The sequence below is a fragment of the Streptomyces sp. NPDC005393 genome (assembly GCF_040606675.1).
Lineage (GTDB): Bacteria > Actinomycetota > Actinomycetes > Streptomycetales > Streptomycetaceae > Streptomyces.
Map to the genome: position 1 here is coordinate 58,010 of NZ_JBEXFG010000035.1, position 25,098 is coordinate 83,107.

Here is a 25,098-nt window from a genome sequence, read left to right on the forward strand (position 1 = left end):
TTCGCACCTCTCGTACGGGGTCAGTTGCCGACGCGGCGGCGCAGGTCCTGGAACGCGGTGTAGTTGGCGATCGTCTCGATCCGGCCGGGGGGTGCGATCCGCACCGCCTCGTCCACGTCCGCGCAGACCCGGAACTCCAGGCCGGCGACCTCGAGACGGACCGCCAGGTCCAGCTTGCGGTCGCCGATCAAACAGATCGGGTGGCCGGCCAGCCGGGTGTAGTCCACGTCCCACAGCCAGGAGGTGTCGGTGCCGTCGGCCCCGCGCGCGTTCACCGAGAGGATCACCGGGGTGGGCGGCGGGTCGATCAGGGAGAAGGTCTCCAGCCATCCGGCCGGGTTCTTCGCCAGCAGCAGCCGCATCTGGCGCTCCTGGAAGGTGACCACGTCATACCGGCCGGCGACCGCCTGGACCTGGTACATCCGCTCCAGCGCGACCTGCGGCGGCACCCCGAAGGTCGCCGCGACGGCCGCCGAGGTGGCCGCGTTCGCCTTGTTCGCACGGCCGGGGAGCTGGAGGTGGATCGGCCATGCCGCGCCGTGCGGATCGAGGACGTAGTCGCCGTTCAGCGCCCAGCTGGGGACCGGACGGCGGAAGCCGCACTCCGCGCAGACCCAGTCGTCGCCCGGCCGCTGCAGCACACCGCCGCAGGACGGGCAGGACCAGGCGTCGTCCTTCCACTCCTGCCCCGCGGCGACCCACACCACATTGGCGCTGGAGGAGGCGGCCCAGACGATCAGCGGATCGTCGGCGTTCGCGATCACGACCGCCTTCGTCCCGGACAGGCCCTCGCGCCACTTCTCGGCGAGCATCCGGGTCTCGGCGGCACGGTCGAGCTGGTCGCGCGAGAGGTTGAGCAGCGCGATGGCCTTGGGCTCCGTGTCGCGGGCCACACCCGCGAGGTACTTCTCGTCGACCTCGATGACGCCGTAGCGGGCGTCGGAACCGCCGGCCAGGGCCGAGGTGATACCGGCCGGCATATTGGCGCCCAGCGCGTTCGAGACGACCGGGCCCGCGGCCCCCAGCGCCTCGGCGATGAGCCGGGTGGTCGTGGTCTTGCCATTGGTCGCCGACACCAGGATCACATCCAAGTGCTGCGCCAGCCTGCCCAGCAGATCGGGGTCGAGCCGCAGGGCCACCTTGCCGCCGATCACCGATCCGCTGCCACGGCCCGCGGCCCGCGATACCGCCGCCGCGGCCTTGCCCGCCGTCACGGCCAGTTTGGCCCGCGGCGACAGCGGCTCCGAGTTGCCTGCCATCGTCCTAGATCCTCCTCGCATACCGGCACCGCTCTGCCCCCCGAGGCACCGGTGGTACGCCCCCTCCGCGCCGAATCGCCAGCCGGGAGGCCACGGTCGGGGATCAGCCTATCGAGATCCGGCCGCTGTCCCGAATTCCGTCACCCGCACAGCGCGCGCCCGGGGTGCCCGTACGCTTGGCTCTCATGCGAAATGGCGTGATCCCCGGCAGCCGGGGAGCGGTGCGGCCGATACGGCTGCTCGGCGATGCGGGCCTTGGCGCACCGTGCGAGGAGGTCACCGCCTTCGACACCGCGCTCGCCCGGCTGGTCGAGGACATGTACGCCACGATGTACGCGGCGCACGGGGTGGGGCTCGCCGCCAACCAGATCGGTGTGCCCCTGCGGGTCTTGGTCTACGACTGCCCGGACGACGAGGACCACCGGCATCTGGGGCATGTGGTCAACCCCCGGCTGGTCGAGGCCGACGGGGTGACGGTGCGCGGACCGGAGGGCTGTCTGTCGCTGCCGGGTATCGAGGCGGGCACCCCGCGCTACGACCGTGCGGTGGTCGAGGGCATGACGGTGACCGGGGAGCCGGTGCGGGTGGAGGGCACCGGCTTCTTCGCGCGCTGTCTGCAGCACGAGAGCGACCACCTGGACGGCGGCCTGTTCACGGACCGGCTCACCGGGCTGCGGCGGCGCCGGGCGCTGCGGGCGGTCCGCCGGGCGCCGTGGGCCCGCGAGGATCCGCCGGACAGCGCCTGAGGCTCAGAAGCCCGGGGCGCCGCCCCGGTCGTCCGCCAGCGCCAGCCGCCCCCACAGCAGATCGGTGAGATGGTGCACCAACTGACCGCGTGAGCAGGGGCGTTCCCGCAGCCACCAGTCGCCCGCCGCGTGCATCATGCCGACGATCCCATGGCCCCAGACACGGGCCAGCTCATCGCCGCCGGGCCCCAGCTCGACCCGCTCGGCGATCACCGTGGCGAGCTCCTCGCCGAGCCGGCGCAGGAGCGGGGCCGAGTGGTGGCCGACCTCGAAGCCGTGCTCCGGCTCCTGCTGCTGGCCATGGTCGGCAGGGTGCATCAGGAAGCGGTACACCTGGGGCCGCGCCTCGATCGCCGTCAGATACGTGTCCAGCGTCGCCTCGACGCGTTCGCGCCGGTCGGCGGCGGGTGCGTCGAGGGCGGCGCGCAGTGAGTCGAGCAGCGCGTCGGTGTGGCGCGTGGCGAGCGCGCGGTACAGCCCGCCCTTGTCGCCGAAGTGGCGGTAGAGAATCGGCTTGGTGATGCCCGCCTCGGCGGCGATGGCGTTCATCGAGGCCTCGGGCCCGTCGCGCAGCACCACTCGGTCGGCGGCCTCCAGCAGCTCCTTGCGCCGCCGCTGGGCCGCCTGCCGCTGGTCGTCGCGCTGACTGGTCCCGGTCTCCATGATGGTGCTCCCCGCCCCCTGACGTCTGCATACGTCTCCATGTGTCTGCGCAACGTAACACCCGCGCGGTGGTGGGCGTTCGGGCGGATGCGGGAGTTGACATTTCTTACTCGTGAGTAACACACTCTTGTTACCGCAGGTAACAATCAGGTGGAGGGGCAGGTCATGGCGGAGTTCTCGTTCGAACTCAACGACGATCAGAAGGCGGTGCATGACTGGATCCACGGCTTCGCCGCGGATGTGATGCGCCCGGCCGCCGCCGAGTGGGACGAGCGCGAGGAGACTCCCTGGCCGATTATCCAGGAGGCCGCCAAGATCGGCCTGTACTCCCTGGACTTCTACGCCCAGCAGTACTTCGACCCGACCGGCCTCGGCATCCCCATGACCATGGAGGAGCTCTTCTGGGGCGACGCGGGCATCGCGCTGTCCATCGTCGGCACCGGCCTCGCCGCCGTCGGTGTGCTCGCCAACGGCACCGAGGAGCAGATCGGCACCTGGATCCCGCAGATGTACGGCGACACGAACGACGTGAAGGTCGCCGCCTTCTGCTCCTCCGAGCCCGACGCGGGCTCCGACGTCTCCGCGATGCGCACCCGCGCCGTCTACGACGCGGCCAAGGACGAATGGGTCATCAACGGCACCAAGACCTGGGCCACCAACGGCGGCATCGCCAACATCCATGTCGTGGTCGCGGTCGTCGACCCCGAACTCGGCTCCAAGGGCCATGCGTCCTTCATCATCCCGCCGAACACCCCCGGCCTGTCCCAGGGCCAGAAGTTCAAGAAGCACGGCATCCGCGCCTCGCACACCGCCGAGGTGGTCCTCGACAACGTGCGGGTGCCCGCCGGCTGTCTGCTCGGCGGCAAGGAGAAGCTGGACGAACGCCTCGCGCGTGCCCGTGAGAAGGCCAAGGCGGGCGGCGGGGAGCGACTGAAGAACGCCGCGATGGCCACCTTCGAGGCGTCCCGCCCGGCCGTCGGCGCCATGGCGGTCGGCACCGCCCGCGCCGCGTACGAGGTCGCGCTCGACTACGCCAAGACCCGGCAGCAGTTCGGCCGCCCCATCATCGACAACCAGGGGATCGCCTTCCAGCTGACCGACATGCGCACCCAGATCGACGCCGCGCGCCTGCTGGTGTGGCGCGCGTCGTGGATGGCCGTGAACGGCAAGCCCTTCGACTCGGCCGAGGGCTCCATGTCCAAGCTGTTCGCCAGCGAGACCGCCAAGAAGGTCACGGCCCAGGCGGTCCAGATCCTCGGCGGCAACGGCTTCACCCGCGAGTACCCGGTCGAGCGCATGCACCGCGACGCCGCGATCTACACGATCTTCGAGGGCACGAGCGAGATCCAGCGCCTGGTCATCGCCCGCACCCTCTCCGGCGTGCAGATCCGCTAGCGGCTCGCGGCCCGGGGGTTCGGGAGCTCAGAGGCCGCCGACGCCGGCGCCGAAGCGGCGTTTGCGGGTGGCGAAGGCGGTCAGCAGGGTGCGCAGGTCGTCGCCGGTGAAGTCGGGCCACAGCGTGTCCACGAAGAAGAGCTCCGCATAGGCCGCCCGCCACAGCATGAAGTTGGAGATCCGCTGTTCCCCGGACGTCCGCACCAGCATGTCGATGTCCGGCAGATCCGCATGCGGCAGATGGCGGGTGAACAGCGCCTCGTCGATGAGCCCGGGGTCCAGCGCCCCGTCCGCCGACGCGCGGGCCAGCGAGATCGCGGTGCGGGCGATCTCCTCGCGGCCGCCGTGGTTGAAGCAGAAGGCCAGCGTCATGGCGCGATTGTCGAGCGTCTCGGCCTCGGCCCGCCGCAGGGCGGCGAGGGTCGGGCGGGGGAGCCGGGCCTCCGAGCCGAGCCAGCGCAGCCGTACGCCCTGTGCGCCGTAGCCGCGGAAGACATCCGCCAGCTGGGCGGTGAGCCGCATCAGGGCGGCCACCTCACCGCGGGGCCGGTTCCAGTTCTCGGTGGAGAAGAAGAACAGCGACAGATGCTCGATGCCCTCCTCCAGCGCCGTGTCCACCACCCGGGGGAGCGCGCGCACCCCGGCCTCATGGCCCCGGGTGCGGGAGAGCCCGCGCTGGGCGGCCCAGCGGCCATTCCCGTCCATGATGATCGCCACATGGCGCGGCCGGGAGGGTGGATCCTGCCCCGGCCCGCGGCGCTGCCGTACGACCGCGGGCGGCTCGGCGGGCCCCGGCATCCCCCGCAGCAGCCGCTTGACGGAGGGGACTCTCCAGGCTCTGACCTCGAACACGTGCGCGTCCCTCCGCCTCGCCCTCGTCCTCGGCTTCCCGACGCCGTGTCTGACGATACGGCAGGGGCGGGGGTTACCTCTGCGGGGGCCGAACCATTCGTAATGGCTACCGCCAACCGAGGTCGGCCCAGGTCAGGGCTTACGCGCCACGCCCCCGTGGACGTCCGTCGTCTCGATGGCGGTCTCGGTGGGACCGGGCCGCCACAGCGGACAGGACACGATGCCGGGCTCGATCAGCTCCAGGCCGTCGTAGAAGCGCGTGATCTGCTCGACGCTGCGCAGCACATACGGGATGGCGCCGGTGTCGTCGTAGTCCTGCTGGGCCTTCTTGAGCGCCTGGTCGGTATCGGTGCTGTCGTAGTGCACGAAGTAGCTGCCGGAGGGCAGCGCGGCCTGCAGCCGCCGGACGATCGACACCGCCTCGTCATAGTCCTGGATATGACCGAGGATGCCCATCAGCATCAGGGCGACGGGCCGGTCAAAGTCCAGCGTCTTCGCCGCGGCCTCCAGGATCCGCTCGGGCTCGTGCAGATCGGCGTCGATGTAGTCGGTCACGCCCTCGGGCGTGCTGGTGAGCAGCGCCTGGGCGTGCCGCAGCACCAGGGGGTCGTTGTCGACGTAGACGATCCGGGCCTCGGACGCCACCCGCTGGGCGACCTGGTGCGTGTTGTCGTAGGTGGGCAGGCCGGTGCCGACGTCCAGGAACTGACGGATCCCGCATTCGCCCGCCACATGGGTGACGGTGCGGATGAGGTACGCGCGCGAGGCGCGGGCCATGACCTCGATGTTCGGGGCGATCTCCCGGTACTGGTCACCGGCGATCCGGTCGACCTCGTAGTTGTCCTTGCCGCCCATCCAGTAGTTCCAGATCCGGGCCGAATGCGGCACGGCCGTGTCGATCTTCGTCAGGGCCTTCTGGCCGGGGGTGGTCGAGCCGTCTGTCATCTGGAGGGTCTCCTGCCGTGACGTCTGCGGTAAGAAATAGCAACGTAGCGCTGGTACAAAGGAGTTCAGAGATGCGGTGCTCGACACGGAACGGGCGAGCGGACGCGTGGCAGGCGCCGCGCGTAGGAGGCCACGGGGGGCGCGGGGTCCGCCTCGCCGGGGCGCGGATCCGGTCCGGGGCCGGTCAGCGGCTCGTCGTCGACGGTGAGCACCGGGGCGTGCTGGGCGAGGGTGGAGAAGGCGTGGTCGTACCCGGTGACGGCGGCGCCGATCTCCGCGAGGTCCGCGGCCGAGGCGCCGCGCGCGGCCAGCCGGTCCTCCAGGACCGTCACCGGCGCCGTCACATGGACGAAGGCGCCGTCGCGCTCGGCCACCGCCTCGGCGAAGTCATAGGCCTGGATCCAGCTCACCCGGGAGTGGCCGCGGCGCAGCGGCCCGTAGACGAGCTCGCCGACCAGCCCGGCATCGACCGCGAGCACCCCGCTGTGCTGCAGGATCTCGCGGTAGGGCCGGACCGGGTCCACATGGGGAAGGTCCGCGGAGGCGCGGGTGACGGTGTATCCGTGCCGGTCCGCGAGCCCGGTCAGCAGCTCCTCCCGGCGGACACCGTCGCAGCCCTCGACGATCAGCGTGCGGCGCTGTGCGACCGCATGGTCAAGGTTCATCCCGGCATCCTGTCGTCCCATGCGTCCCCTCACTCATCGGGGGACGACACCGCCGCCCGCCACGGCGTCCTCAGTGTGCGTGGCGGGGCGGCGGGGGTGGGAGTGCGATGCGGGGTTGTGCGGTTGTGCGGGCGTAGTGGTTTCCGGATCTACTCGATGAGGAAGTCGGCCTCGCCGGCCTTGGCGGCCGCCAGGAAGGACGCCACCTCCGAGCGGGAGCAGATGAGGGCGGGCCCGGCCGGGTCGGTGGACTGGCGCAGCGCGACCCGGCCGTCCGGCAGCCGCTTGGCCTCGATACAGGTGCCTCCGTTGGATCCGCTCCAGGGCTTCTCCCAGCCCTCCGTGCCCAGGTCCGTGGCCGGCATTCCGCTGTAGACAGGGTTCGTCATCTCAGAGCTCCTTACGTAGTTCGGCCAGGATGGTGCTGGTGTCGCCGATCGGTTCGGCCTGGACGGCCATCCGGTCCAGGACCTCCAGATAGGCGACGACTTCGGCCGGCTGTTCGACGTAGACCGCGCCCGTCAGGCTCTCGGTGTAGACGACGTCCGGCAGTTCGGAGAATCCGAAGCGGAAGTAGTGGAACGGGCCGAAGGCCCCGGGGTGCCCACCCGCCGCGAACCGCATGATCTGCAGCCTGACCTTGGGTCTCTCCAAGCTGTCGATCATGTGGTCGATCTGATGGCGCATCACCTCGTGGCCGCCGATGGGGCGGCGCAGCGCCGTCTCGTCGAGGATGGCCCAGATGGTCGGCGCGTCCGGCTTGGCGAGCAGGGTCTGCCGCTTGACGCGCAAGGCGATCCGGCGCTCCAGCTCCGCCTCGGTGACATTGGGGAAGCCGATGCGCAGCACCGCGCGGGCGTAGTCCTCGGTCTGGAGCAGCCCGGGGACGTAGTGCGGCTCATACGCACGGATGACGGTGGCCTCGCTCTCCAGGCTGACATACGCACTGAACCAGTCGGGCAGCACATCCCGGAACTGATGCCACCACCCGGGCTGGTTGGCCTCGCGTGCCAGGGCGAGGAAGTCCTCGATCTCCGGGCCGCGGACTCCGTAGTTCCGCAGCAGCTCCTTCAGATACGGGATCTTGAGCCCGACCTCCGCCTTCTCCATCCGGCGGACGGTGAGCGGGGTGACCTCGATGGTCTGGGCTGCCTCTTCGAAGGAGACCTTGGCCCGCTCACGCAGATGGCGCAGGCGTTTGCCGAGGACTCTGCGTAAGACGGTGGGGGCGGCGCTGGCCGGCCGTGCCTCACTCACGTCCCGCCTCCCGGAGGAATGGCTGTCATATGCCTGCACAGTGTGCCACGCGACTGACGACACAGACAGAGCGAGTCGAACGCTTTGAAATTATCAGACCGAAGGTTGCGGGGTGAGCGCGTCACCACGCATAGTGAGCACGTGACCCATCTCACCCTCCATGGCGAGGGCTCCCAACCACCCTTGTCCACAGCGTCGTTGAGGTGCCCGGCCACCCGGTCGGCACCGCGCGACGGGGATCCCGCAGACCGCCGTGGCTCGAGCTCAGGGCGGTCACGGTGACGCATCACGCACAGCCGGTCGGCAGACGCCAAGGCATCGCAGACAACGCGGCGTTGGCTGCGGCTCTCAAGGAATCCGGGTGCTCCTACGCCTCCTTGGCCCTGCGAGTCAATGAGTTAGGACGTAGACAGGGGCGCGAGTCGAACTACGACAAGGCGTCCGTCACCCGCTGGCTGCAGGGCGGACAGCCGCGTGGCAATACGCCGGACCTGATCGCCGCCGTGCTCTCCCACCGGCTCGGCCGGCCCGTGGCCCCCGCCGAGCTCGGCTTCATCTCCGACCGACAGCGCCCGGTCGTCGCCAGAGCGCTGGCCTACCGGGAGGACGTAGCAGAGACCTTGCACACGCTCGCCGAACTCGGCTCCACCGATATCTCCCGCCGCAGCCTGCTGGGTGCGGTGCCCTTTGTCGCCGGCGCGCTGGTGACCCCACAGCGCGAATGGCTGCTGTGGCTGGTCGAGAACCAGGACGCCGCCCGTCGTCCGGTCCCCGCGGCCGACGGCGGCCGCGTCGAGCAGGTCCACGCGGCCATCAACATGTTCGACGAGATGGACAACCGCTTCGGCGGCGGTCAGGTCCGCGCCAGCATCGTGCTCTATCTGTCGACCGAGGTCGTCCCCATGCTCCAGCAGCGCGGCGCGCCGCCGCACGAGCGGCGCCAGCTGTTCACCGCGGCGGCCAAGCTGGCCGCGATGGCCGGCTGGAGCAGCTACGACAACGCCGAATACGGCCTGGCCCAGCGCTATATGACCCAGGCGCTGCGGCTGTGCGCCGAGGGCGGCGACCGGGTGCTCGGCGGCCAGATCCTGGCCGGTCTCTCCCATCTCGCGACCAACCTGGGCCAGCCGGAGGCAGGGGTCGAGCTGGCCCGGGTCGGCGTCGCGACGGCGAAGCACGCGGGCAGTCCGCTCGGCCTGATGCGGCTGCACGCCATGGCGGCCCGCGGGTACGCGGCGCTCGACCAGCCGCGGGAGGCGTCCAAGTCGCTGCGCGCGGCCGACGCCCAACTGGAGGCGAGCCGCGGCCCCGAGCAGGAGTCGCCCTGGGTGCGCTTCCTCGACCATCACTATCTGGCGGCCGAGGCGGCGCTGTGCTTCCGCGACCTCGGCAATGCCGCGGAGGCCGAGCACGCGGCCGCCGAGTCGGTGCGTGCCAACGCCGACCGGCGCCGTCGCCAGGCCATCAGCCGATCCGTCCTGGCCACGGCCTATCTCCAGCAGAACCGGCTGGACGAGGCCATCGGAACCGCGGGCGAGGCGCTGGACATGCTCAGCGGGGTGCACAGCGAGCGCTCGATCCAGGCGCTGCGCGACTTCCGCACCCGGCTGCGACCGCGCCGCGGGGAGCCCATGGTCCGGGAGTTCGAGCATCGCTCCCGGACCGTGCTCGGCGCGGCCGCCTGACTGGCGGGCGAGTGAGCCGAAGGGGCGCGCCGCTGTTGTAAGGGAGAGCGCGCGGAGGCCGCGAGGAACGAGTGGCCGAGCACGGTCGACCGTCGACAGTGGCTTTGAGCGCCCCGGAGGTGAACCGCGCCGGCCAAGGAGTCCGGTTCGCCCCCGCTCGGGGGAGCGCCGGGGGGCTCAATAGCCTCCCGGCGTGGGGGCGTTCTGGGCGCGGTCGACCGGCAGATGCGCGCCGGAGATGCCACTCGACGCATCCGACAGCAAGAACGCGACGACACGGGCGACCTCCTGCGGGGCGACCAGCTCGCCCTGCGGGAACTCGGCCGCGAACCGGGCGTATGCCTCGGGGTCTTCGGCGCGCATCCGGTCCCAGCGTTTCCCGGGGATCAGCATCGACCCCGGCGAGACCGCGTTGACCCGGATGCCGTCCGGGCCCAACTCGCGGGCCAGCGAGGCCGCGAGATGGATCTGGGCGGCCTTGGCCGCTCCGTACTGGGCCTGCGGCCCCGGCTTCCAGCCCGAGATGGAGGCGATCACCACCACGGATCCGCCGCCCGCGCCACGCAGATGCGGCACCGCGGCCTTGATCAGCCGCGCCGTGTGACCGACGTTCATCTCCCAGGTCAGGGCCCAGTCGTGGGCGTCGGCCTCCGCCAGGCCGCGGCCCCGGGCCCCGCCCGCGCAGGCCACCACGCCGTCCAATCCGCTGAAACGTTCCGCCGCGGCGCTGACGAACTCCTCCAGCAGATCCGGCTCCGTGACATCCAGGGCGCGGATGAACGGCCGCTCGTGCCCGTCGTCGCTCAACGACGCCGCCAGCGCCCGTAGATCCCCCGCCGTCCGCGCACAGGTGGCCACCCGCGCCCCGTCCGCGGCCAGCAGCCGCACAATCTGCTCGCCCAGCCCCCGGGCGCCCCCGGTGACCAGGACCCGCTTGCCGTCCACCCCGGACCCGCCCCCTGGGCGGAGCCGCCCGCCGCGGTCCTCACTCACGCTTTCCACGCCGGGACCGTACAACCCGAACCACTACGCCCGTACAACCGGACAACCCCCATGCCCTCTCGCCCGTCGGTCGGTCCAACCGTTTGTCTACATGAACGGTGACCGATGACGCTTTGCGCTGCCTTCGAAGGAGGAACCATGCCGGTATCCGGCACGTACCGCGACCGGGCCGTTTCCGTCCGTGGCAGCCGGTCCAGGCGGGTCGGGCAGGGCACGCGCACCACCTGTCACCAGCCCAGATGCCACGCCATCAGTCGCCAGAATGCGCTTACCCGCTCACCAGGACATCAACCACCCCAGGTGCCTGTATGCCAGCAGAGCCCACAGACCGACGAGGACCGTGAGGACCGTGAGGACCGACACCGTGAGCCCATCCGTCCAAGGACTGTCGCAGCGGCCGGCGTCGGCCGATGAGGGGGGCGAGACCATGGGAGCGGCCCGTGCCGTCGTGGTGTCCGCGGGCCGCCCGCGAACCGATCCGGTTGCCGGTGTGGTTTCCGTCCCCCGCCCGCGAGGGGAGAGGACGGTGATCCCGCTGGACACCCGCCGGCTCTTCCGGGCCGAGTTCCCCGCTCTGCCCGACCGCGCCGCCGCCGTGCGCCGCATGGTCGCCGGCCATCTGCGCGACTGGCGGCTCGGCGCGCTCGTGGACTGCGCCGTCCTCGCCACCAACGAACTGTTCGCGAACGCCGTGGAGCACGGCAGCTCCGGTCCCGCCGACACCGTCACCATCACCGTCTCCCTGGAGCGCTTCGGCCGTGAGCTGCGCGTGGAGGTGTCCGACGGCTCGCCCGTCATCCCGACCTTCCGTACGGCGGCGCTGACCGAGGAGTCCGGCCGGGGCCTGGCCATCGTCGACGATCTGGCCAGCGACTGGGGCACCGAACCGCCCGACCCCGGCGGCCGGGGCAAGAAGGTGTGGTTCACCCTGGCGCTCGAGATCGCGTCATGAATCGCGCCATCGGGGGAGGGCGATCCGGAGGGGAGCGGGGGGAGCGCCGGATGCGGGTCACCGTGGAGACCGACGCGGCCGACTGGCTGCTGTCCGCGAGCGAGGACCCCGGCCTGACAAGGCTCCAGTGGGCCGACGGCAACGGGCTCGCCGATCTGCCGGTGGGCACGGTCTTCGATCTGGTCCGGATGGCCGACGACATCGGTACGGCGGTGATCCAGGCGCTTCAGCGGCGCGACGCGGCGACCGGCCCGGTGATGCTCACCACCACCAGCCATGTGCTCTCGTTCCTCGTACCGCCCGGGTCCGCGGCGCAGTGGAAGGCGTGGCTGGCGGGGACGGCGCACGTCCGCCGCCGCACGGTGGCCGCGGCCGGACCGGGCCGGATCCTGCGCTGCCCCCGGCCCGGCTGTGTCCGGCAGGGCCATGTCTGGCTGATCCGTCCCGGCGGCGGCCTCACCGACAGCCACATCCTGCGCGCCGCCCTGGAAGAGGCCACCGAGCGCCCCGGCCTCCCGGACGCGCTGTTCCGTTAGGGCGTATCGGGCCCCTGGGCCCAGTCGGCGCGGTGGGCGTCGGCGGAAGGCGCGGAAGGAGCGGGGAGCGCGGCCCGTGACGCGCTCGACGGTGTCGGTCGTACGGTCCTCCGCGCCGTTCCGGATGTCCTCGTCGAGCCCGGCGAGCACCGCGGCGAACTCCTTCGGAATGCCGGCCGCGGCCAGCCGTGCGCTGGACGCCTCGGTGTCGACGGCGATATGGCGGACCGGTCGGCCCAGGACCTCGGTGACGATGCGCGCCACGTCGGCGTAGCCGAGCGCCTCGGGCCCGGTGATGAGGTGCTCGGTGTTGTGCGGCCGGTCGTCCAGCAGTGCCCGGGCGGCGACGGCGGCGATGTCCTCCGCGTCGATGAAGCCGACCCTGCCGTCCCCGGTGGCCGTGACGATCTCGCCGGTCGCCCGGATGCCATGGGCCACCGGATGGTCGGCGGTGAAGTTCTGCATGAACCACGACGGTTGCCCGGCAGCCTGTCCGATGACGAGGACCCGGGCGCTGCCGTCGAGTCGGCGCGGTGGAAGACCGGCCCCCACGGGTGGCGTAAGGCTCCTGCGCGTAACCGGGGTCGAAGTCGTGCACGGGTTCCTCCTGCCTGCGGGCGTCTCCTCATATGGGTCCGGAGAACAGGGCATGGCGGAACAAGTCACCTCATCATCGCTTAGTGGGGCGGCGGTCGCTCGTGGGCTTCCGCGCCCCAGGGGGCGAGGTGAAGGGACGCGCCATGCCACCTCCGGTGGTTCGCGAGGAAGCACCGCGCTTCGCGCTGCGGGGCCGGATCGTCACCATGGACCCGCATCACACCGTGCTCGACGACGGTGTGCTCTACATCAGCCACGGCGTCATCGACGCGGTGCGCCCCTCCGGCGCGCCCCGGCCCCCGGGCCATGAGGACACCGAGCCCATTGACACGGGTGGCACCCTCTATCCGGGGCTGATCGAGCTGCACAACCATCTGCCCTACGACGTGCTTCCGCTGTGGCGGGTGCCCCGGCGCTACGGCAACCGCTCCCAGTGGGGCGGCCGGGTCAGCCCCGACTACCGCAGGCTGGTCACCGGGCCGATGACCGTGCTCGGCGAGGATCCCTCCCTGATGCCCGCCGTGGTGCGCTATGTGGAGGCCAGGGCCCTGATCAACGGCACCACCACCAGCCAGGGCATCGCGCTGTTCAGCAACGCCGGCTCCCGGCGGATGTACCGCGGCATCGTCCGTAACGTCGAGGTCACCGACCTGATGGCGAAGCTCACCCCCGACCCGGCCACCCTGGAGCCGCTCGCCGAGGGTGCGCCCGCGCGGCGCGGCGTCCAGCTGCACCAGACGTCCGCCGACCCGATCGTCGCGGGCCTGACCCTCGCCGAGGGCACAGGCCGGCTCACCCGCGCTCTGGCGGATCTGCCCGCCCGCGCTCTGGCGGATCTGCCCGCCCGCGCCAGGCGGGCGGCCGAGCGGCCACCGGCCCGGGAGGAGGGCCCCGGATGGCGACTGGCCCTCGATGAGATCCGGCCGAACGGCACCGGGCCGCGCCCCCGCCTGCCGCTGCGGGGGGCGGCCCGGCCTGGGCCCGGCGGTCCCGAGCTCGCCCCGCGCGACGGGCGGCCGCCCGCCGCGCTCACCGCGCTCGTCCTCGACGCCCTGACGGCCGGCGCCGACCCCGATTTCCTGGAGAGCCTGGCCGTCGAGCCCAACCCTCCCCCGGATTACGGAGCCGGTCTTTCCGCCCTCCTGACCTGAGCACATGACCTGAGCACACCCGACACGCACCCAAGGAGCCACCATGGCCATCGGCCTCTCCGTCCACATCGGACTCAACCAGGTCGACCCCGCGGCATACGACGGCTGGAGCGGTGAGCTGAACGCCTGTGAGCAGGACGCCACGGACATGGCCCGGCTCGCCGACACCGCGGGCTTCGATGTCATCGATCCGCTGCTGACCTCCGCCGCCACCGCCGAACGGGTCACCTCCGCCCTGGAGGCCGCGGCCGGGCGGCTGGCCGAGGGCGACCTCCTCTTCCTCACTTACTCGGGCCACGGCGGCCAGGTGCCCGACCTCAACCATGACGAGCCCGGCGACCGTCGGGACGAGACCTGGGTGCTCCACGACCGGCAGCTGGTCGACGACGAACTCTTCGAGCTGTTCGGGAAGTTCGCCAAGGGTGTACGGATCTGGATGCTCTCCGACAGCTGCCACAGCGGCACCGTGGCCCGACAGCTGCCCGAGCTCCTCAGCGCCCGCGAGCTCGACAGGCGCTTCAACACCGACGACCCCCGCGAGGTCGCCAAGAAGATCCGGGCCATGCCTCATCCGGTGCAGTCCGCCGTCTACCAGCGCGACCGCGACTTCTACGACCGCATCCAGAAGAGCCGCAGCGCCAAGGACCTCGCCAGGATCGACGCCAGTGTGCTGCAGATCTCCGGTTGCCAGGACAATCAGACCTCCTCGGACGGTATCGTCAACGGCCTGTTCACCGGCACCCTGATGGAGGTCTGGCGCGGTGGCGCCTTCGCGGGCAGTTACCGCGGACTGCACCGGGAGATCGTCAAGAAGATGCCCCCGGACCAGACCCCCAACCTGTTCCAGGCCGGTGCGGCGAACTCCGCCTTCGCCCGGCAGCGGCCGTTCACCATCTGACCGTGCCGACGTACCCCACTGGTGTGCGGCGGCCCGCCGGACGAGGTATCACAGAAGAAGGGCACGGCGAGCCGGTGAGGTGCCGGTATGACGACGCATGACCGTCTTGACCAGGGCGGCGAGGCGGGCATGAGCGGCCTGACCGCCGCCCCGGGAGGCGTGCTCGACCTCTTGCGGGTCGCCGCCGTGGTGCTGGACGGCGACGGGCGTATCGCCCTGTGGAGCCCCGAGGCGGAACACCTGTTCGGATACCGTGCGGCTGAGGCCCTGGGGCGCCGCGCGGACCGGCTGCTGGTCCACCCGGCCGACCGGCGGTCGGCCGTGGACCTCTTCGCCCGGGTGCGGACCGGCGACACCTGGGCGGGGGTCTTCCCGGTCCGGCACAGGGACGGCTCCACCCTCCAGGTGGAGTTCCGCACCATGGGCCTGCGCGATGTGCACGGCGAGGTGTACGCGCTCGGGCTCGCCGCCGACGAGGGGACCGTACGGCGGTTGGAGACCGACCTGGCCGTATCGGGCTTCCTGGTCAAACAGTCGCCCGTGGGCCTCGCGGTGTTCGACACCGAGCTGCGCTGGGTGCGCGCCAACCCCTCCCTGCAGCAGATGAACGGCGTGACCGAGCCCCTGGTGCGCGGCCGTCGGATCGCCGAGGTGCTCCCGGGGCTGGACACCGAGGCCATCGAGGGCGCGATGCGGCATGTGCTGGAGTCCGGGGAGCCGCTGCTGGACCAGCAGGGCATCGGCCGGACCCCCGCCGACCCCGACCACGATCACGCCTGGTCGGAGTCGTACTACCGGCTGGAGGACCCCAGCGGCCGGGTCCTGGGCATCGCCGTCTCGGTCATCGATGTGTCCAAGCGCCACCGGGCGACCAGCGAGATCGCCGAGGCGCGGGAGCGGCTGGCCGTCATCGCCGACGCGGGCGTCCGCATCGGCACCACCTTGGACCTGCGCCAGACCGCCCAGGAACTCGCCGATGTGACCGTGCCCCGGCTCGCCGACCTCGCGGCCGTCGATGTGCTCGACGCCGTGGTGCACCGCGAGGCCATGCCCCGGGTGCGCACCGACGGCTCGGCCCGCTTCCGGGCGCTGGCCGTCGCCGCGGGCTATCCCACCGAGGCCGTCCACGCCGCCGACCCGGTCGGTGAGATCGCCCGCTATGACCCCACCCGCATGATCACCCAGTGTGTACGCGACGCCCAGCCGATCTTCGTGCCGTACGTCACCGAACAGGACGTACGCCGCATAGCCCGGGACGAGGCCGCCGCCGAAATGCTGCTGCGCGAGGGTGTCCACTCGTATCTCGCCGCCCCGCTGATCGCCCGCGGCAGTGTGCTCGGCACCCTCAGCCTGCACCGCACCGTCAACCCCAAGCCCTTCGACGAACAGGACCTCACCCTCGCCTGCGAACTCGCCATCAGGGCCGCCCTGTGCATCGACAACGCCCGGCTGTACGGGCGTGAGCGCGACGCCGCGCTCACCCTTCAGCGCAGCCTGCTCTCCCAGCAGCCGCGCGACCTCGACGGTCTGGAGATCGCCTCCCGCTATCTGCCCGCGGTCAGCGCCGCCGGCGGCGACTGGTTCGATGTGCTGCCCCTCCAGGACGGCAAGGTGGGGCTCGTGGTCGGGGACGTCATGGGCAAGGGCATCCACGCCGCCGCGATCATGGGCCAACTGCGCACCGCCACCCGGGCCTTCTCCCAGCTCGACATGCGCCCCGTCGAGCTGCTGGGCCACCTCGACGAGATCACCCGCACCCTGGGCGAGTCGATCGCCACCTGTCTCTACGCCGTCTGCGATCCGCACACCGGACACTGCGAACTGTCCACCGCCGGCCATCTGCCCCCCGTCCTGGCGCACCCCGGCGGCGACGCCGAGCTCATCGACATCCCCACCGGCGCGCCGCTCGGCGTTGGTGGCGTCCCCTTCTCGGCGGTGCACTGCGAACTGTCCGAGGGGGCGGTGCTGGCCCTGTTCACCGACGGCCTGGTGGAGAAGCGCCATCAGTCCCTCGACGTCGGTCTGCACACCCTGGTCCAGCTGCTGCGCCGCCATCACGGCTCGCTGGAGCGGATCTGCGACCAGGTGCTCGCCGCGCTGCACGGGGCGCCCGACGACGATGTGGCCCTGCTGCTGGCCCGGCTGCGGCGACCCTCGCCGTCCGGTGGCGTGGCCGCCGTGGGTGGTTAATGCTGAAAATGGCCGGAAAGCCAGAAGTCCGCGCAATGCTGCCGATGAGACGACCTTCCCGATGCACCAGCTCGCCCGCCGTTCCACCGTGCTGATCGCCCTGGTGACCGTCGCCCTGGGCCCGACGGCGTCCCTCACGGGAGCCGCGGAGCCGCACCCGAAACCCACCCCGAAGGTGGCCGTCATCGGCACCGGCGGCACCATCGCGGGCGTCAGCAAGAGCAAGGTGTCCTTCGACGACTACGAGGCGGGGAAGCTGCCGGTGTCCCGGCTGGTGCGCGACCTGAGACCCGATGTGGACCGGATCGCCGCCGTCACCACCCAGCAGTTCGGCAACAAGGACTCCAACAACTACTCGATCCCCGAGTACCGCCGGCTGACCGCCACGGTCGACCACGCCCTGAAGTACAACGACGGGGTCGTGGTCACCACCGGTACGGACACCATGGAGGAGTTCGCCTACTGGCTGGACCTGACCGTCCGCAGCGACAAGCCGGTCGTCCTCACCGGCGCGATGCGCCCCTGGACGGTGATCGGCTCCGACGCCCCGGCCAATCTCTACAACGCGATCCACCTCGCCGCCAGCGGACGGACCACCTGCTTCGGCACCGTGGTGATGCTCAACGACGAGATCCATGCCGCCCGTGAGGTGCGCAAGACCGACGCGCTCCGGCTGAACGCCTTCAGCAGTGGCAGCAGCGGTGAGCTCGGCGTCATCGACCAGAACCACATCCGCGTCAACCGCGCGCCCGCCCGGGCCGAGCAGTGCGGCAAGAGCGGCTGGAAGACCCCGTTCGACCTGGGCAGGATCGCCCGGCGGCCACTGCCGAAGGTCGAGATCGCCTACAGCTATCAGGGCGCGGGGCCCGAGGCCATCAAGGCGTTCGCCGACGCCGGAGCGGCCGGCGTCGTCACCGCGGGCACCGGGGCGGGCGGCATCTCCCCGGCCATGACCGAGGCGCGCGACGACGCGGTCAAGAACGGTGTGCTCTTCGCCTCCGCGTCCCGCACCGGTTCGGGTGCCGTCTACGACCCCCATGTCCGCGGTGTCATCGGCGCCGAGGATCTCACCCCGCAGAAGGCCCGCCTCCTGCTCCTGCTCTCGCTCGCCACCACGCACAACGAGCACCGGATCCAAAAGTGGTTCGACACCCTGGGCACGGCCCAGTTCCGGCCCCCCGGTAGCTAGCCAGAACCCTCGGGAGCGGACCGGACGGTACCCCGGAACGTGGTGCGGTAGGCGCTCGGGGAGACGCCGAGGGCTGTGTGCAGATGCTGCCGCAGAGAGGCCGCCGTACCGAAGCCCGCGTCCGCCGCCACCCGGTCCACCGGCAGATCGGTCTCCTCCAGCAGCTGCCGGGCGCGTTCGACGCGTCGCTGGGTCAGCCACCGCACCGGGGTCATTCCGACCTCCTCCCGGAACCGGCGGGAGAAGGTCCGTACGCTCATCGACTCCCGCTCGGCCAGCTCCCGCAGGCTCAGCGGACGGCCCAGCCGGGTCAGCGCCCAGGCGCGGGCCGCGCCGGTGGACGCGCCGCGCTGCTCAGGGACCGGCCGCCGGATGAACTGCGCCTGGCCGCCCTCGCGGTGCGGGGCCACGACCGCCCCGCGGGCGACCTCGCCCGCCACCGCCGAGCCGTGGTCGCGCCGGATCATATGCAGCAGGAGATCGATACCGGAGGCGTCCCCGGCCGAGGTCAGCACCTCGCCCTCGTCCGCGTAGAGGACGTCCGGGTCGAGCTCCACGGCCGGGAACAGCTCGCGGAACCGGTCGGCGGCCTGCCAGTGCGTCGTCGCCCGGCGGCCGTCGAGCAGCCCGGCGGCCGCCAGGACGAAGGCGCCCGTGCAGATCGAGGCGATGCGGGTGCCGGGGCGGATCCGGGCGAAGGCGTCGGTGAGGTGGGCGCCGAGGCGGCCGTCGGTCTGCGGCTCGTCCGCCTCATTGGCGGCCGGGACGAGCACGGTGCCGGCCTCGCGCAGGGCGTCCGGGCCGTGGGCGACGTTCATGCTGACGTCGGCGTCCGTCCGCACCTCACCGGGGACCAGCGCGCAGGTCACCACCTCGTACAGCGGCTCGCCCGCCGCCGATACGGCCCGGCCGAACAGCCGGTGCACCATCCCCAGCTCGAACGGCAGCAGCCCGTGCCGGACGAGCACCGCGACCCGATGGCGATCGGCGGACGAGAAGACGGGCATGGCGCGAGTCTTGCACACCCCCTCGATCCGGCTATCACGGCTTGGCGCGGCTCGGCTGCACCCGCTTCGGCTCGCCCTTCATCTTCGGATGCTCCGGAGGATAGGGGAGGTCGCCCAGCCCGTGCTCCCGCTCGTCCCGGTCCGCCAGCTCCAGCGCCGCCTCCAGCCGGTAGGCGTGCTCCTCCATGTCCGCGTGCACATCGCCCAGATCGCGGTAGCGCACCGGCATGGTCACCAGGTCGAAGTCGCGCGGCCGGGCGTCAGGCACCTCCTCCCAGCGCAGCGGTGCGGACACTGGGGCGTGCGGCTGGGGGCGTACGGAGTAGGCGCTGGCGATGGTGCGGTCGCGGGCGGTCTGGTTGTAGTCCACGAAGATCTTCTTGCCGCGCTCCTCCTTCCACCACGCGGTCGTGACCCGCTCCGGAGCCCGCCGCTCCAGCTCCCGCGCGATGGCGATCGCGGACCGCCGTACCTGCGTAAAGGTCCACTGCGGCTCGATCGGGACGAAGACGTGCAGCCCCCGGCCGCCCGAGGTCTTCGGCCAGCCGCGCAGCCCCAGCTCGTCCAGCACCTCGCGCAGCTCCCCGGCGGCGCGCACCGCGTCCGGGTAGTCCGTGCCCGGCTGCGGATCGAGGTCGATGCGCAGCTCATCGGGGTGCTCGGTGTCCCCGCACCGTACGGGCCAGGGGTGGAAGGTCAGACACCCCAGGTTCGCCGCCCACACCACGGCCGCCGGCTCGGTGGGACACATCTCGTCCGCGTGCCGGCCGCTGGGGAAGGAGATACGGCCGGTCGGGATCCAGTCGGGGAGGTTCTTCGGCGCCCGCTTCTGGAAGAAGGACTCCCCCTCTACGCCGTCCGGGTAGCGCTCCAGCGTCGTCGGCCGGTTGCGCAGCGCCCGCAGCGCGCCGTCGCCGACGGCCAGGTAGTAGCGGGCGACGTCGAGCTTGGTGAACCCGCGCTGCGGAAAGTACACCTTCTCGGGGTTGGTCAGCCGCACCGTGCGCTCACCGACTGTCAGCTCCACCGCTTCTCCCATACCGCCACGCTAGGCCTGCCCGCCCAAGGTCACCTCCCGGCGGGCGCGCGGGCCGCGACCGGCGGACAATCGGACCTCATGGACCTTCCCGTGATGCCCCCCGTGGCGCCCATGCTGGCCAAGTCCGCGGCCGCGATCCCGCCCGGAATGCGCTACGAGGCCAAATGGGACGGCTTCAGGGCCATCGTCTTCCGCGACGGGGACGAGATCGAGATCGGCAGCCGCTCGGGAAAGCCGCTCACCCGCTACTTCCCCGAACTGGCCGACGCGCTCCTCGCCAACCTCCCGCGCCGCTGCGTCGTGGACGGCGAGATCGTCATCGTGCGCGACGGACGCCTCGACTTCGACGCCCTTCTGGAGCGCATCCACCCCGCCGAGTCCCGGGTCCGGCTGCTGGCCGAGAAGACCCCGGCGAGCTTCGTCGCCTTCGACCTGCTCGCCCTGGGCGACGCCTCGCTCATGGACACCCCGCTGCGCGAGCGCCGGGACGCGCTGACCGAGGCGCTGCGCGACGCCGCCGACCCGGTGTTCACCGCCCCCTGGACCGACGATCTCGACGTGGCCCGGCAGTGGTTCGAGCACTTCGAGGGGGCAGGGCTCGACGGCGTCGTCGCCAAGCGCCACGACCTCGGCTACCGGCCCGGCGAGCGGGTCATGATCAAGGTCAAGCACGAACGCACCGCCGACTGTGTGGTGGCCGGAATGCGGTACCACAAGTCCGGCCCCGTCGTCGGCTCCCTGCTGCTCGGCCTCTACGACGACACCGGGCGCCTCCAGCACGTCGGCGTGTGTGCCGCCTTCTCGATGCGCCGCCGCAAGGAGCTGATGGCCGAGCTGGAGCCGCTGCACATGCCCACGGTGGAGGGCCACCCCTGGGCCGACTGGGCGCGGGAGGAGGCGCATGCCCAGGGCCGGATGCCGGGCGCGCCGAGCCGCTGGACCGGCGTCAAGGACCTGTCGTGGGTGCCGCTGCGCCCGGAGCGGGTGTGCGAGGTGGCGTACGACCATATGCAGGGCGACCGCTTCCGGCACACGGCCCGGTTCCGGCGCTGGCGGCCCGACCGCGAGCCGCGGGAGTGCACCTACGCGCAGCTGGAGGAGCCGGTCTGCTACGACCTGCGGGAGGTGCTGGGCTCCTAGCGGAGGTCACCGCTTGGCGTTACGGGCCGGGCGGTTGAACGCGCGGACGAACCAGTCGCGCGCCGCCTCGGCAGCCTGCTCCAGGGTCCCGGGCTCCTCGAAGAGATGGCTCGCCCCGGGCACTACGTAGATCTCGTGCGGGGCGGCGAGCATGGCGGCCGCCTGCTCGTTCAGCCGCAGCACCTCGTGGTCGTCCCCGCCCACGATCAACAGCACCGGGGCCCTCACCCGGCTCAGCGCCCCGCCCGCGAGGTCGGGGCGGCCGCCGCGGGAGACCACGGCGCCTACCCGCTCGGGCCGCTCCGCCGCCGCCGTCAGGGCGGCCGCCGCGCCCGTACTGGCGCCGAACAGGCCGACCGGCAGCCCGGAGGTGGCCGGATGTCCGGCGAGCCAGTCGACCGCCCCCACCAGCCGTCGGCTGAGCAGCGGAATGTCGAAGCGATGCTCTGCGGTGATCGCGTCCACCCGCTCCTCGGCCTCGGTGAGCAGATCGAACAGCAGGGTGGCGAGGCCCGCCTCCTGGAGCGCCCGGGCCACCGCGCGGTTGCGCGGGCTGTGCCGGGAGCTGCCGCTGCCGTGCGCGAAGGCCACCACGCCGATGGCCGGTTCGGGAAGGGCCAGATCGCCCACGAGCATGGCGTCGTCCGCGGCGATACGGGCGGTCTCGGAGCGCATCGGCCACCTCCTGCCGGGGGGTTGGGAGCTTATGCGTAGGCCAGCAGGCCTTGGCGCAGCTCGCTGTAGAGCCGGGAGAGCCTGCGGGATATGTGCATCTGCGAGAAGCCGAGGATCTCGCCGATCTGACTCTGCGAGAGGCCGGCGAAGAACCGCAGATACAGGACGTAGCGGTCCTGCTCGGAGAGATCCGCGATCAGTACCCGCAGCGCCTCCCGGTTGACGACGCGTTCGATCGCGGCGTCGTCCGAGCCCACCGTCTCCGCGAGCAGCCGCTCCTCGGCGCCCTGGACCGCGGCGTTGAGGGACAGCGGGGTGCAGGAGGCGCTGGCCTCCAGACCGGCCTTCACATCCTCCTGGGGCATACCGGTGCGGACACAGATCTCTTTGACGGTGGGGGTACGGCCGCCCAGCTCCTGCTCCAGCGCGTCGCGGGCGGAACGGGTGCGGGAGCGGACCTCCTGGATGTTGCGGGGGATGTGCAGCGTCCACAGATAGTCGCGGAAGTGGCGCTTGAGCTCACCGGTGATGACGGGGATCGCATAGGAGGGGAAGGCATGGCCGAGGTCCGGGTCATAGCGGTCGACAGCCTTCACCAGGGCCAGCGAGGCGACCTGAGTGAGGTCCTCCATATTCTCGCCCTTGTTGCGGAAGCGCAGCGCGAGGCGTTTCGCGACGGGCAGCCAGGCGCAGATGATCGCCTCGCGGAGCGCGTCGCGTTCGGGCCCCGACGGGAGCCGGGACAGACGCAGGAAGGCACCGCCGGTGTCGGGAGTGTCGTCATGGCGTCGTCGGCGAGTCGCGGTTGCTGACATGATCACTCGCCTCCGTGGTCCGATGTCACGGCGGTCGCCACCAGACTCGCATGATCCTTAATGGCTCGCAATTCGACCGAATTGGTGGTGCTTCATCCCTCTTTGGTGGGCATGGGGCCGTCGGCCGGTTGGAGAGCCCGGCCGGGGGTACTCACGGAGGATGGACACCACCCTTCAGCTCGCCCAGCAACCCGAGGCCGACGCGTTGCTGGAGCGCAGCCCGCTGGCCCTCATGATCGGGATGCTGCTGGATCAGCAGGTGCCCATGGAGTGGGCGTTCTCCGGCCCGTACACCATCGCTCAGCGCATGGGCACGGACGATCTGGACGCCCATGAGATCGCCGCGTACGACCCCGAGCGGTTCGCGGCGCTGCTCTCGGAGAAGCCGGCCGTGCACCGCTACCCCGGCTCGATGGCCAAGCGGATCCAGCAGCTGTGCCAGTACCTGGTCGAGCACTACGACGGTGACCCGACCAACCTGTGGCGCGACGTCGAGACCGGCGAGGAACTGCTCCGGCGGCTGAACGCGCTGCCCGGGTTCGGCAAGCAGAAGGCGCAGATCTTTCTCGCACTGCTCGGCAAACGGCTGGGGGTCAGGCGCAAGGGCTGGCGCGAGGCCGCCGGCGTCTACGGAGAGGAGGGCGCGTACCGCTCGGTGGCCGATATCACCGGGCCCGAGTCGCTGGCCAAGGTCCGCGCCCATAAGCAGCAGATGAAGCGGCAGGCCAAGGGCGCCGCCGGGGGGTGAGCGCGGGGCGCTTCCCGGAGCCGCCCGGTCTCGGAGCCGCGCTCAGGGGCCGCGCTCGGAGCCGCGCGGTCTCAGGCGCCGTGCAGCGCTCCGCGCAGGGTGTCCACGGCCATGGTGAGCGCGGCCCGCGCCGCATGGGTGTCGCGGAGCGCGTCGAGCATGACGAAGTCATGGATGATGCCCTGCATCCGCATCGCGGTGACCGGGACGCCGGCCTCGCGGAGCTTGTTCGCGTACGCCTCGCCCTCGTCGCGCAGCACATCTGCCTCTCCGGTGATCACGAGAGCCGGCGGCAGCCCGGCGAGCTGCTCGTGGGTGGCGCGCAGCGGTGAGGCGGTGATCTCGGCGCGCTGCGCGGGATCGGTGGTGTACTGGTCCCAGAACCACTTCATCCCCTCGCGGGTGAGGAAGTAGCCCTCCGCGAACTGCTCGTACGAACCGGTGTCGAAGCCGGCGTCGGTGACGGGGTAGAAGAGCACCTGCTGGACCAGGGACAGATCGCCGCGCTCCTTGGCCAGCAGGGTGAGGGCGGTGGCCATGTTGCCACCCACCGAGTCCCCGGCCACCGCGATCCGGGAAGGGTCGAGCCCCGCCCCCTCGCCATGGGCCACGATCCACTGCCCGACCGCGTAGCTCTGCTCCAGGGCCACCGGATAGCGGGCCTCGGGCGAGAGGTCGTATTCCGGGAAGACGACGGCGGCGCCGGTGGCGACGGCCAGCTCCCGGACCAGCCGGTCATGGGTGTGGGCGTTGCCGAACACCCACCCCGCGCCATGAATGTAGAGGATCACCGGGAGGGTGCCGGCGGCCCCCGGCGGGCGGATGATCCGTGCCTTGACCCCGCCGGCCGGGATTCCGGTGACGCTGATCCACTCCTCGTCCACCTCCGGCTTGGGGATCTCGCCGGACTGCACCTCGTCGACCGTACGGCGGCCCTCGGCGGGCGACATCTGGTACAGGTAGGGCGGCTTCGCGGTGGACTCGGCGAACGCCGCCGCGGCGGGCTCGAGGACGGGCCGGGCGGTCGCGCTGCTGCGGAACATCTGCTTCTCCTCTGCCTCTCCTCGGGGTGCGACGGCTGCGGCACCGCCGCTCCTCCGCGCCGGTCGGCCGCTCAGACCGCGACGCGGCGCTCGTCGGCGGTGATGGGCAGTTCATTGATGCCGGCGTACCGCCTGCGCATCAGGCCCCTCTCGTCGAACTCCCAGTTCTCATTGCCATAGGCGCGGAACCACTGCCCCTCGGTGTCGTGGTACTCGTACTCGAAGCGGACAGCGATCCGGTCGCCGGTGTAGGCCCACAGCTCCTTGAGCAGCCGATAGCCCAGCTCGCGCTCCCATTTGCCGGTCAGGAATCCGACGATCTCATCCCGGCCGTCCAGGAACACATCCCGATTACGCCACTCGGAGTCCTCGGCGTACGCGAGGGCGACCCGGGCGGGGTCCTTGCTGTTCCACGCGTCCTCGGCGAGCTGGACCTTGAGGCGGGCGGTCTCCTCCGTGAACGGCGGCAACAGGGGGCTTCGACTCGGTTATGGCAGAGCTCCTCCACAGCCGAGAACGATGGTTCTCACGCAAGCGCACAGAGAACGGCGCCGCTGCGTATAACCGATCCGCCGGGCGGCGGTGTCGATCGCGCTGCGGCCGTTCATGGTCGGGCCGACGCGGAGGCCGACATGGGAGCCGGAGACCG

The 25,098-nt window shown here is 71.4% G+C and carries 26 protein-coding genes; 12 read left to right on the plus strand and 14 right to left on the minus strand.

What is annotated here, in order from left to right; all coding sequences use genetic code 11:
* Nucleotides 1-20: 20 nt before the first annotated feature.
* Nucleotides 21-1,259, minus strand: coding sequence for a MurT ligase domain-containing protein (locus ABZS71_RS25485; protein WP_355842401.1), 1,239 nt, complete (start codon nt 1,257-1,259; stop codon nt 21-23).
* Between the two features lie 185 nt (nt 1,260-1,444).
* On the opposite strand from ABZS71_RS25485, the gene def reads away from it, so the two are divergent.
* Nucleotides 1,445-2,005: a peptide deformylase gene (def, locus tag ABZS71_RS25490; RefSeq protein WP_356213843.1), complete on the plus strand. Its 561-nt coding sequence runs from the start codon at nt 1,445-1,447 to the stop codon at nt 2,003-2,005.
* 3 nt (nt 2,006-2,008) lie between these two features.
* On the opposite strand, the gene ABZS71_RS25495 is transcribed toward def, so the two are convergent.
* On the minus strand, nt 2,009-2,668 hold the full coding sequence (locus ABZS71_RS25495; protein ID WP_355842407.1) for a TetR family transcriptional regulator: 660 nt from the start codon (nt 2,666-2,668) through the stop codon (nt 2,009-2,011).
* 165 nt (nt 2,669-2,833) lie between these two features.
* On the opposite strand from ABZS71_RS25495, the gene ABZS71_RS25500 reads away from it, so the two are divergent.
* The gene (locus ABZS71_RS25500) at nt 2,834-4,063 is read left to right on the plus strand and encodes an acyl-CoA dehydrogenase family protein (RefSeq protein WP_356213845.1); all 1,230 of its coding nucleotides are present in this window, start codon (nt 2,834-2,836) and stop codon (nt 4,061-4,063) included.
* A gap of 27 nt (nt 4,064-4,090) precedes the next feature.
* Here ABZS71_RS25500 and uppS read toward each other — a convergent pair whose 3' ends face one another.
* From uppS to ABZS71_RS25525, 5 genes are all read right to left on the minus strand, one after another.
* Complete coding sequence (gene uppS / locus ABZS71_RS25505) at nt 4,091-4,915, minus strand: polyprenyl diphosphate synthase (RefSeq protein ID WP_355842413.1); 825 nt, start codon at nt 4,913-4,915, stop codon at nt 4,091-4,093.
* A gap of 132 nt (nt 4,916-5,047) precedes the next feature.
* Nucleotides 5,048-5,860 carry an SAM-dependent methyltransferase gene (locus ABZS71_RS25510; protein ID WP_356213847.1) on the minus strand — a complete coding sequence of 271 codons (813 nt, stop codon included), beginning with the start codon at nt 5,858-5,860 and terminating at the stop codon, nt 5,048-5,050.
* A 65-nt stretch (nt 5,861-5,925) separates the two neighbouring features.
* Nucleotides 5,926-6,546: a hypothetical protein gene (locus ABZS71_RS25515; RefSeq protein ID WP_355842419.1), complete on the minus strand. Its 621-nt coding sequence runs from the start codon at nt 6,544-6,546 to the stop codon at nt 5,926-5,928.
* A 128-nt stretch (nt 6,547-6,674) separates the two neighbouring features.
* Complete coding sequence (locus ABZS71_RS25520; RefSeq protein ID WP_356213849.1) at nt 6,675-6,914, minus strand: DUF397 domain-containing protein; 240 nt, start codon at nt 6,912-6,914, stop codon at nt 6,675-6,677.
* Nucleotide 6,915: 1 nt separating this feature from the next.
* Complete coding sequence (locus ABZS71_RS25525; protein ID WP_356213851.1) at nt 6,916-7,782, minus strand: helix-turn-helix transcriptional regulator; 867 nt, start codon at nt 7,780-7,782, stop codon at nt 6,916-6,918.
* 278 nt (nt 7,783-8,060) lie between these two features.
* On the opposite strand from ABZS71_RS25525, the gene ABZS71_RS25530 reads away from it, so the two are divergent.
* Nucleotides 8,061-9,467 (plus strand): hypothetical protein, encoded by a 1,407-nt coding sequence (locus ABZS71_RS25530; RefSeq protein WP_356213853.1) that lies wholly within the window; start codon nt 8,061-8,063, stop codon nt 9,465-9,467.
* A gap of 177 nt (nt 9,468-9,644) precedes the next feature.
* Here ABZS71_RS25530 and ABZS71_RS25535 read toward each other — a convergent pair whose 3' ends face one another.
* Nucleotides 9,645-10,460, minus strand: a complete 816-nt coding sequence (locus ABZS71_RS25535; protein ID WP_356213883.1) for an SDR family NAD(P)-dependent oxidoreductase — start codon at nt 10,458-10,460, stop codon at nt 9,645-9,647.
* A gap of 535 nt (nt 10,461-10,995) precedes the next feature.
* Here ABZS71_RS25535 and ABZS71_RS25540 point away from each other — a divergent pair.
* The 7 genes from ABZS71_RS25540 to ABZS71_RS25570 all read left to right on the plus strand — a co-directional run bounded on the left by ABZS71_RS25540 (nt 10,996) and on the right by ABZS71_RS25570 (nt 17,982).
* Nucleotides 10,996-11,421, plus strand: coding sequence for an ATP-binding protein (locus tag ABZS71_RS25540; RefSeq protein WP_356213855.1), 426 nt, complete (start codon nt 10,996-10,998; stop codon nt 11,419-11,421).
* Between the two features lie 50 nt (nt 11,422-11,471).
* A complete protein-coding gene (locus tag ABZS71_RS25545) occupies nt 11,472-11,957 on the plus strand; it encodes a hypothetical protein (RefSeq protein ID WP_355842431.1) in 486 nt (161 codons plus the stop codon).
* 76 nt (nt 11,958-12,033) lie between these two features.
* Nucleotides 12,034-12,231, plus strand: coding sequence for a hypothetical protein (locus ABZS71_RS25550; protein ID WP_356213857.1), 198 nt, complete (start codon nt 12,034-12,036; stop codon nt 12,229-12,231).
* Between the two features lie 466 nt (nt 12,232-12,697).
* A complete protein-coding gene (locus ABZS71_RS25555) occupies nt 12,698-13,705 on the plus strand; it encodes a hypothetical protein (RefSeq protein ID WP_356213859.1) in 1,008 nt (335 codons plus the stop codon).
* 43 nt (nt 13,706-13,748) lie between these two features.
* Nucleotides 13,749-14,603 carry a caspase family protein gene (locus ABZS71_RS25560; protein WP_356213861.1) on the plus strand — a complete coding sequence of 285 codons (855 nt, stop codon included), beginning with the start codon at nt 13,749-13,751 and terminating at the stop codon, nt 14,601-14,603.
* Between the two features lie 87 nt (nt 14,604-14,690).
* Nucleotides 14,691-16,793: a SpoIIE family protein phosphatase gene (locus ABZS71_RS25565; RefSeq protein WP_356213863.1), complete on the plus strand. Its 2,103-nt coding sequence runs from the start codon at nt 14,691-14,693 to the stop codon at nt 16,791-16,793.
* 61 nt (nt 16,794-16,854) lie between these two features.
* Nucleotides 16,855-17,982, plus strand: coding sequence for an asparaginase (locus ABZS71_RS25570; RefSeq protein ID WP_356213865.1), 1,128 nt, complete (start codon nt 16,855-16,857; stop codon nt 17,980-17,982).
* Here the strand turns inward: ABZS71_RS25570 and ABZS71_RS25575 are convergent.
* A complete protein-coding gene (locus ABZS71_RS25575; RefSeq protein WP_356213867.1) occupies nt 17,979-18,989 on the minus strand; it encodes a helix-turn-helix domain-containing protein in 1,011 nt (336 codons plus the stop codon). The genes ABZS71_RS25570 and ABZS71_RS25575 overlap by 4 nt on opposite strands.
* Nucleotides 18,990-19,023: 34 nt before the next feature.
* Nucleotides 19,024-20,028, minus strand: coding sequence for a non-homologous end-joining DNA ligase (gene ligD, locus ABZS71_RS25580; RefSeq protein WP_355842444.1), 1,005 nt, complete (start codon nt 20,026-20,028; stop codon nt 19,024-19,026).
* 78 nt (nt 20,029-20,106) lie between these two features.
* Between ligD and ABZS71_RS25585 the strand changes: the two genes are divergently transcribed.
* The gene (locus ABZS71_RS25585) at nt 20,107-21,168 is read left to right on the plus strand and encodes an ATP-dependent DNA ligase (RefSeq protein WP_356213869.1); all 1,062 of its coding nucleotides are present in this window, start codon (nt 20,107-20,109) and stop codon (nt 21,166-21,168) included.
* A gap of 6 nt (nt 21,169-21,174) precedes the next feature.
* Here the strand turns inward: ABZS71_RS25585 and ABZS71_RS25590 are convergent, their stop codons facing one another.
* Entirely contained in the window at nt 21,175-21,843 is a 669-nt protein-coding gene (locus ABZS71_RS25590) for a dienelactone hydrolase family protein (protein WP_356213871.1), read from the minus strand.
* Nucleotides 21,844-21,872: 29 nt separating this feature from the next.
* A complete protein-coding gene (locus tag ABZS71_RS25595; RefSeq protein WP_355842453.1) occupies nt 21,873-22,658 on the minus strand; it encodes a SigB/SigF/SigG family RNA polymerase sigma factor in 786 nt (261 codons plus the stop codon).
* 160 nt (nt 22,659-22,818) lie between these two features.
* Between ABZS71_RS25595 and ABZS71_RS25600 the strand changes: the two genes are divergently transcribed.
* Nucleotides 22,819-23,406 carry an HhH-GPD-type base excision DNA repair protein gene (locus ABZS71_RS25600; protein ID WP_355842456.1) on the plus strand — a complete coding sequence of 196 codons (588 nt, stop codon included), beginning with the start codon at nt 22,819-22,821 and terminating at the stop codon, nt 23,404-23,406.
* 71 nt (nt 23,407-23,477) lie between these two features.
* Here ABZS71_RS25600 and ABZS71_RS25605 read toward each other — a convergent pair whose 3' ends face one another.
* Both ABZS71_RS25605 and ABZS71_RS25610 read right to left on the minus strand, forming a co-directional pair.
* On the minus strand, nt 23,478-24,449 hold the full coding sequence (locus ABZS71_RS25605) for an alpha/beta hydrolase (protein ID WP_356213873.1): 972 nt from the start codon (nt 24,447-24,449) through the stop codon (nt 23,478-23,480).
* Between the two features lie 71 nt (nt 24,450-24,520).
* Nucleotides 24,521-24,922 (minus strand): nuclear transport factor 2 family protein, encoded by a 402-nt coding sequence (locus tag ABZS71_RS25610; protein WP_356213885.1) that lies wholly within the window; start codon nt 24,920-24,922, stop codon nt 24,521-24,523.
* Between the last annotated feature and the right edge of the window lie 176 nt (nt 24,923-25,098).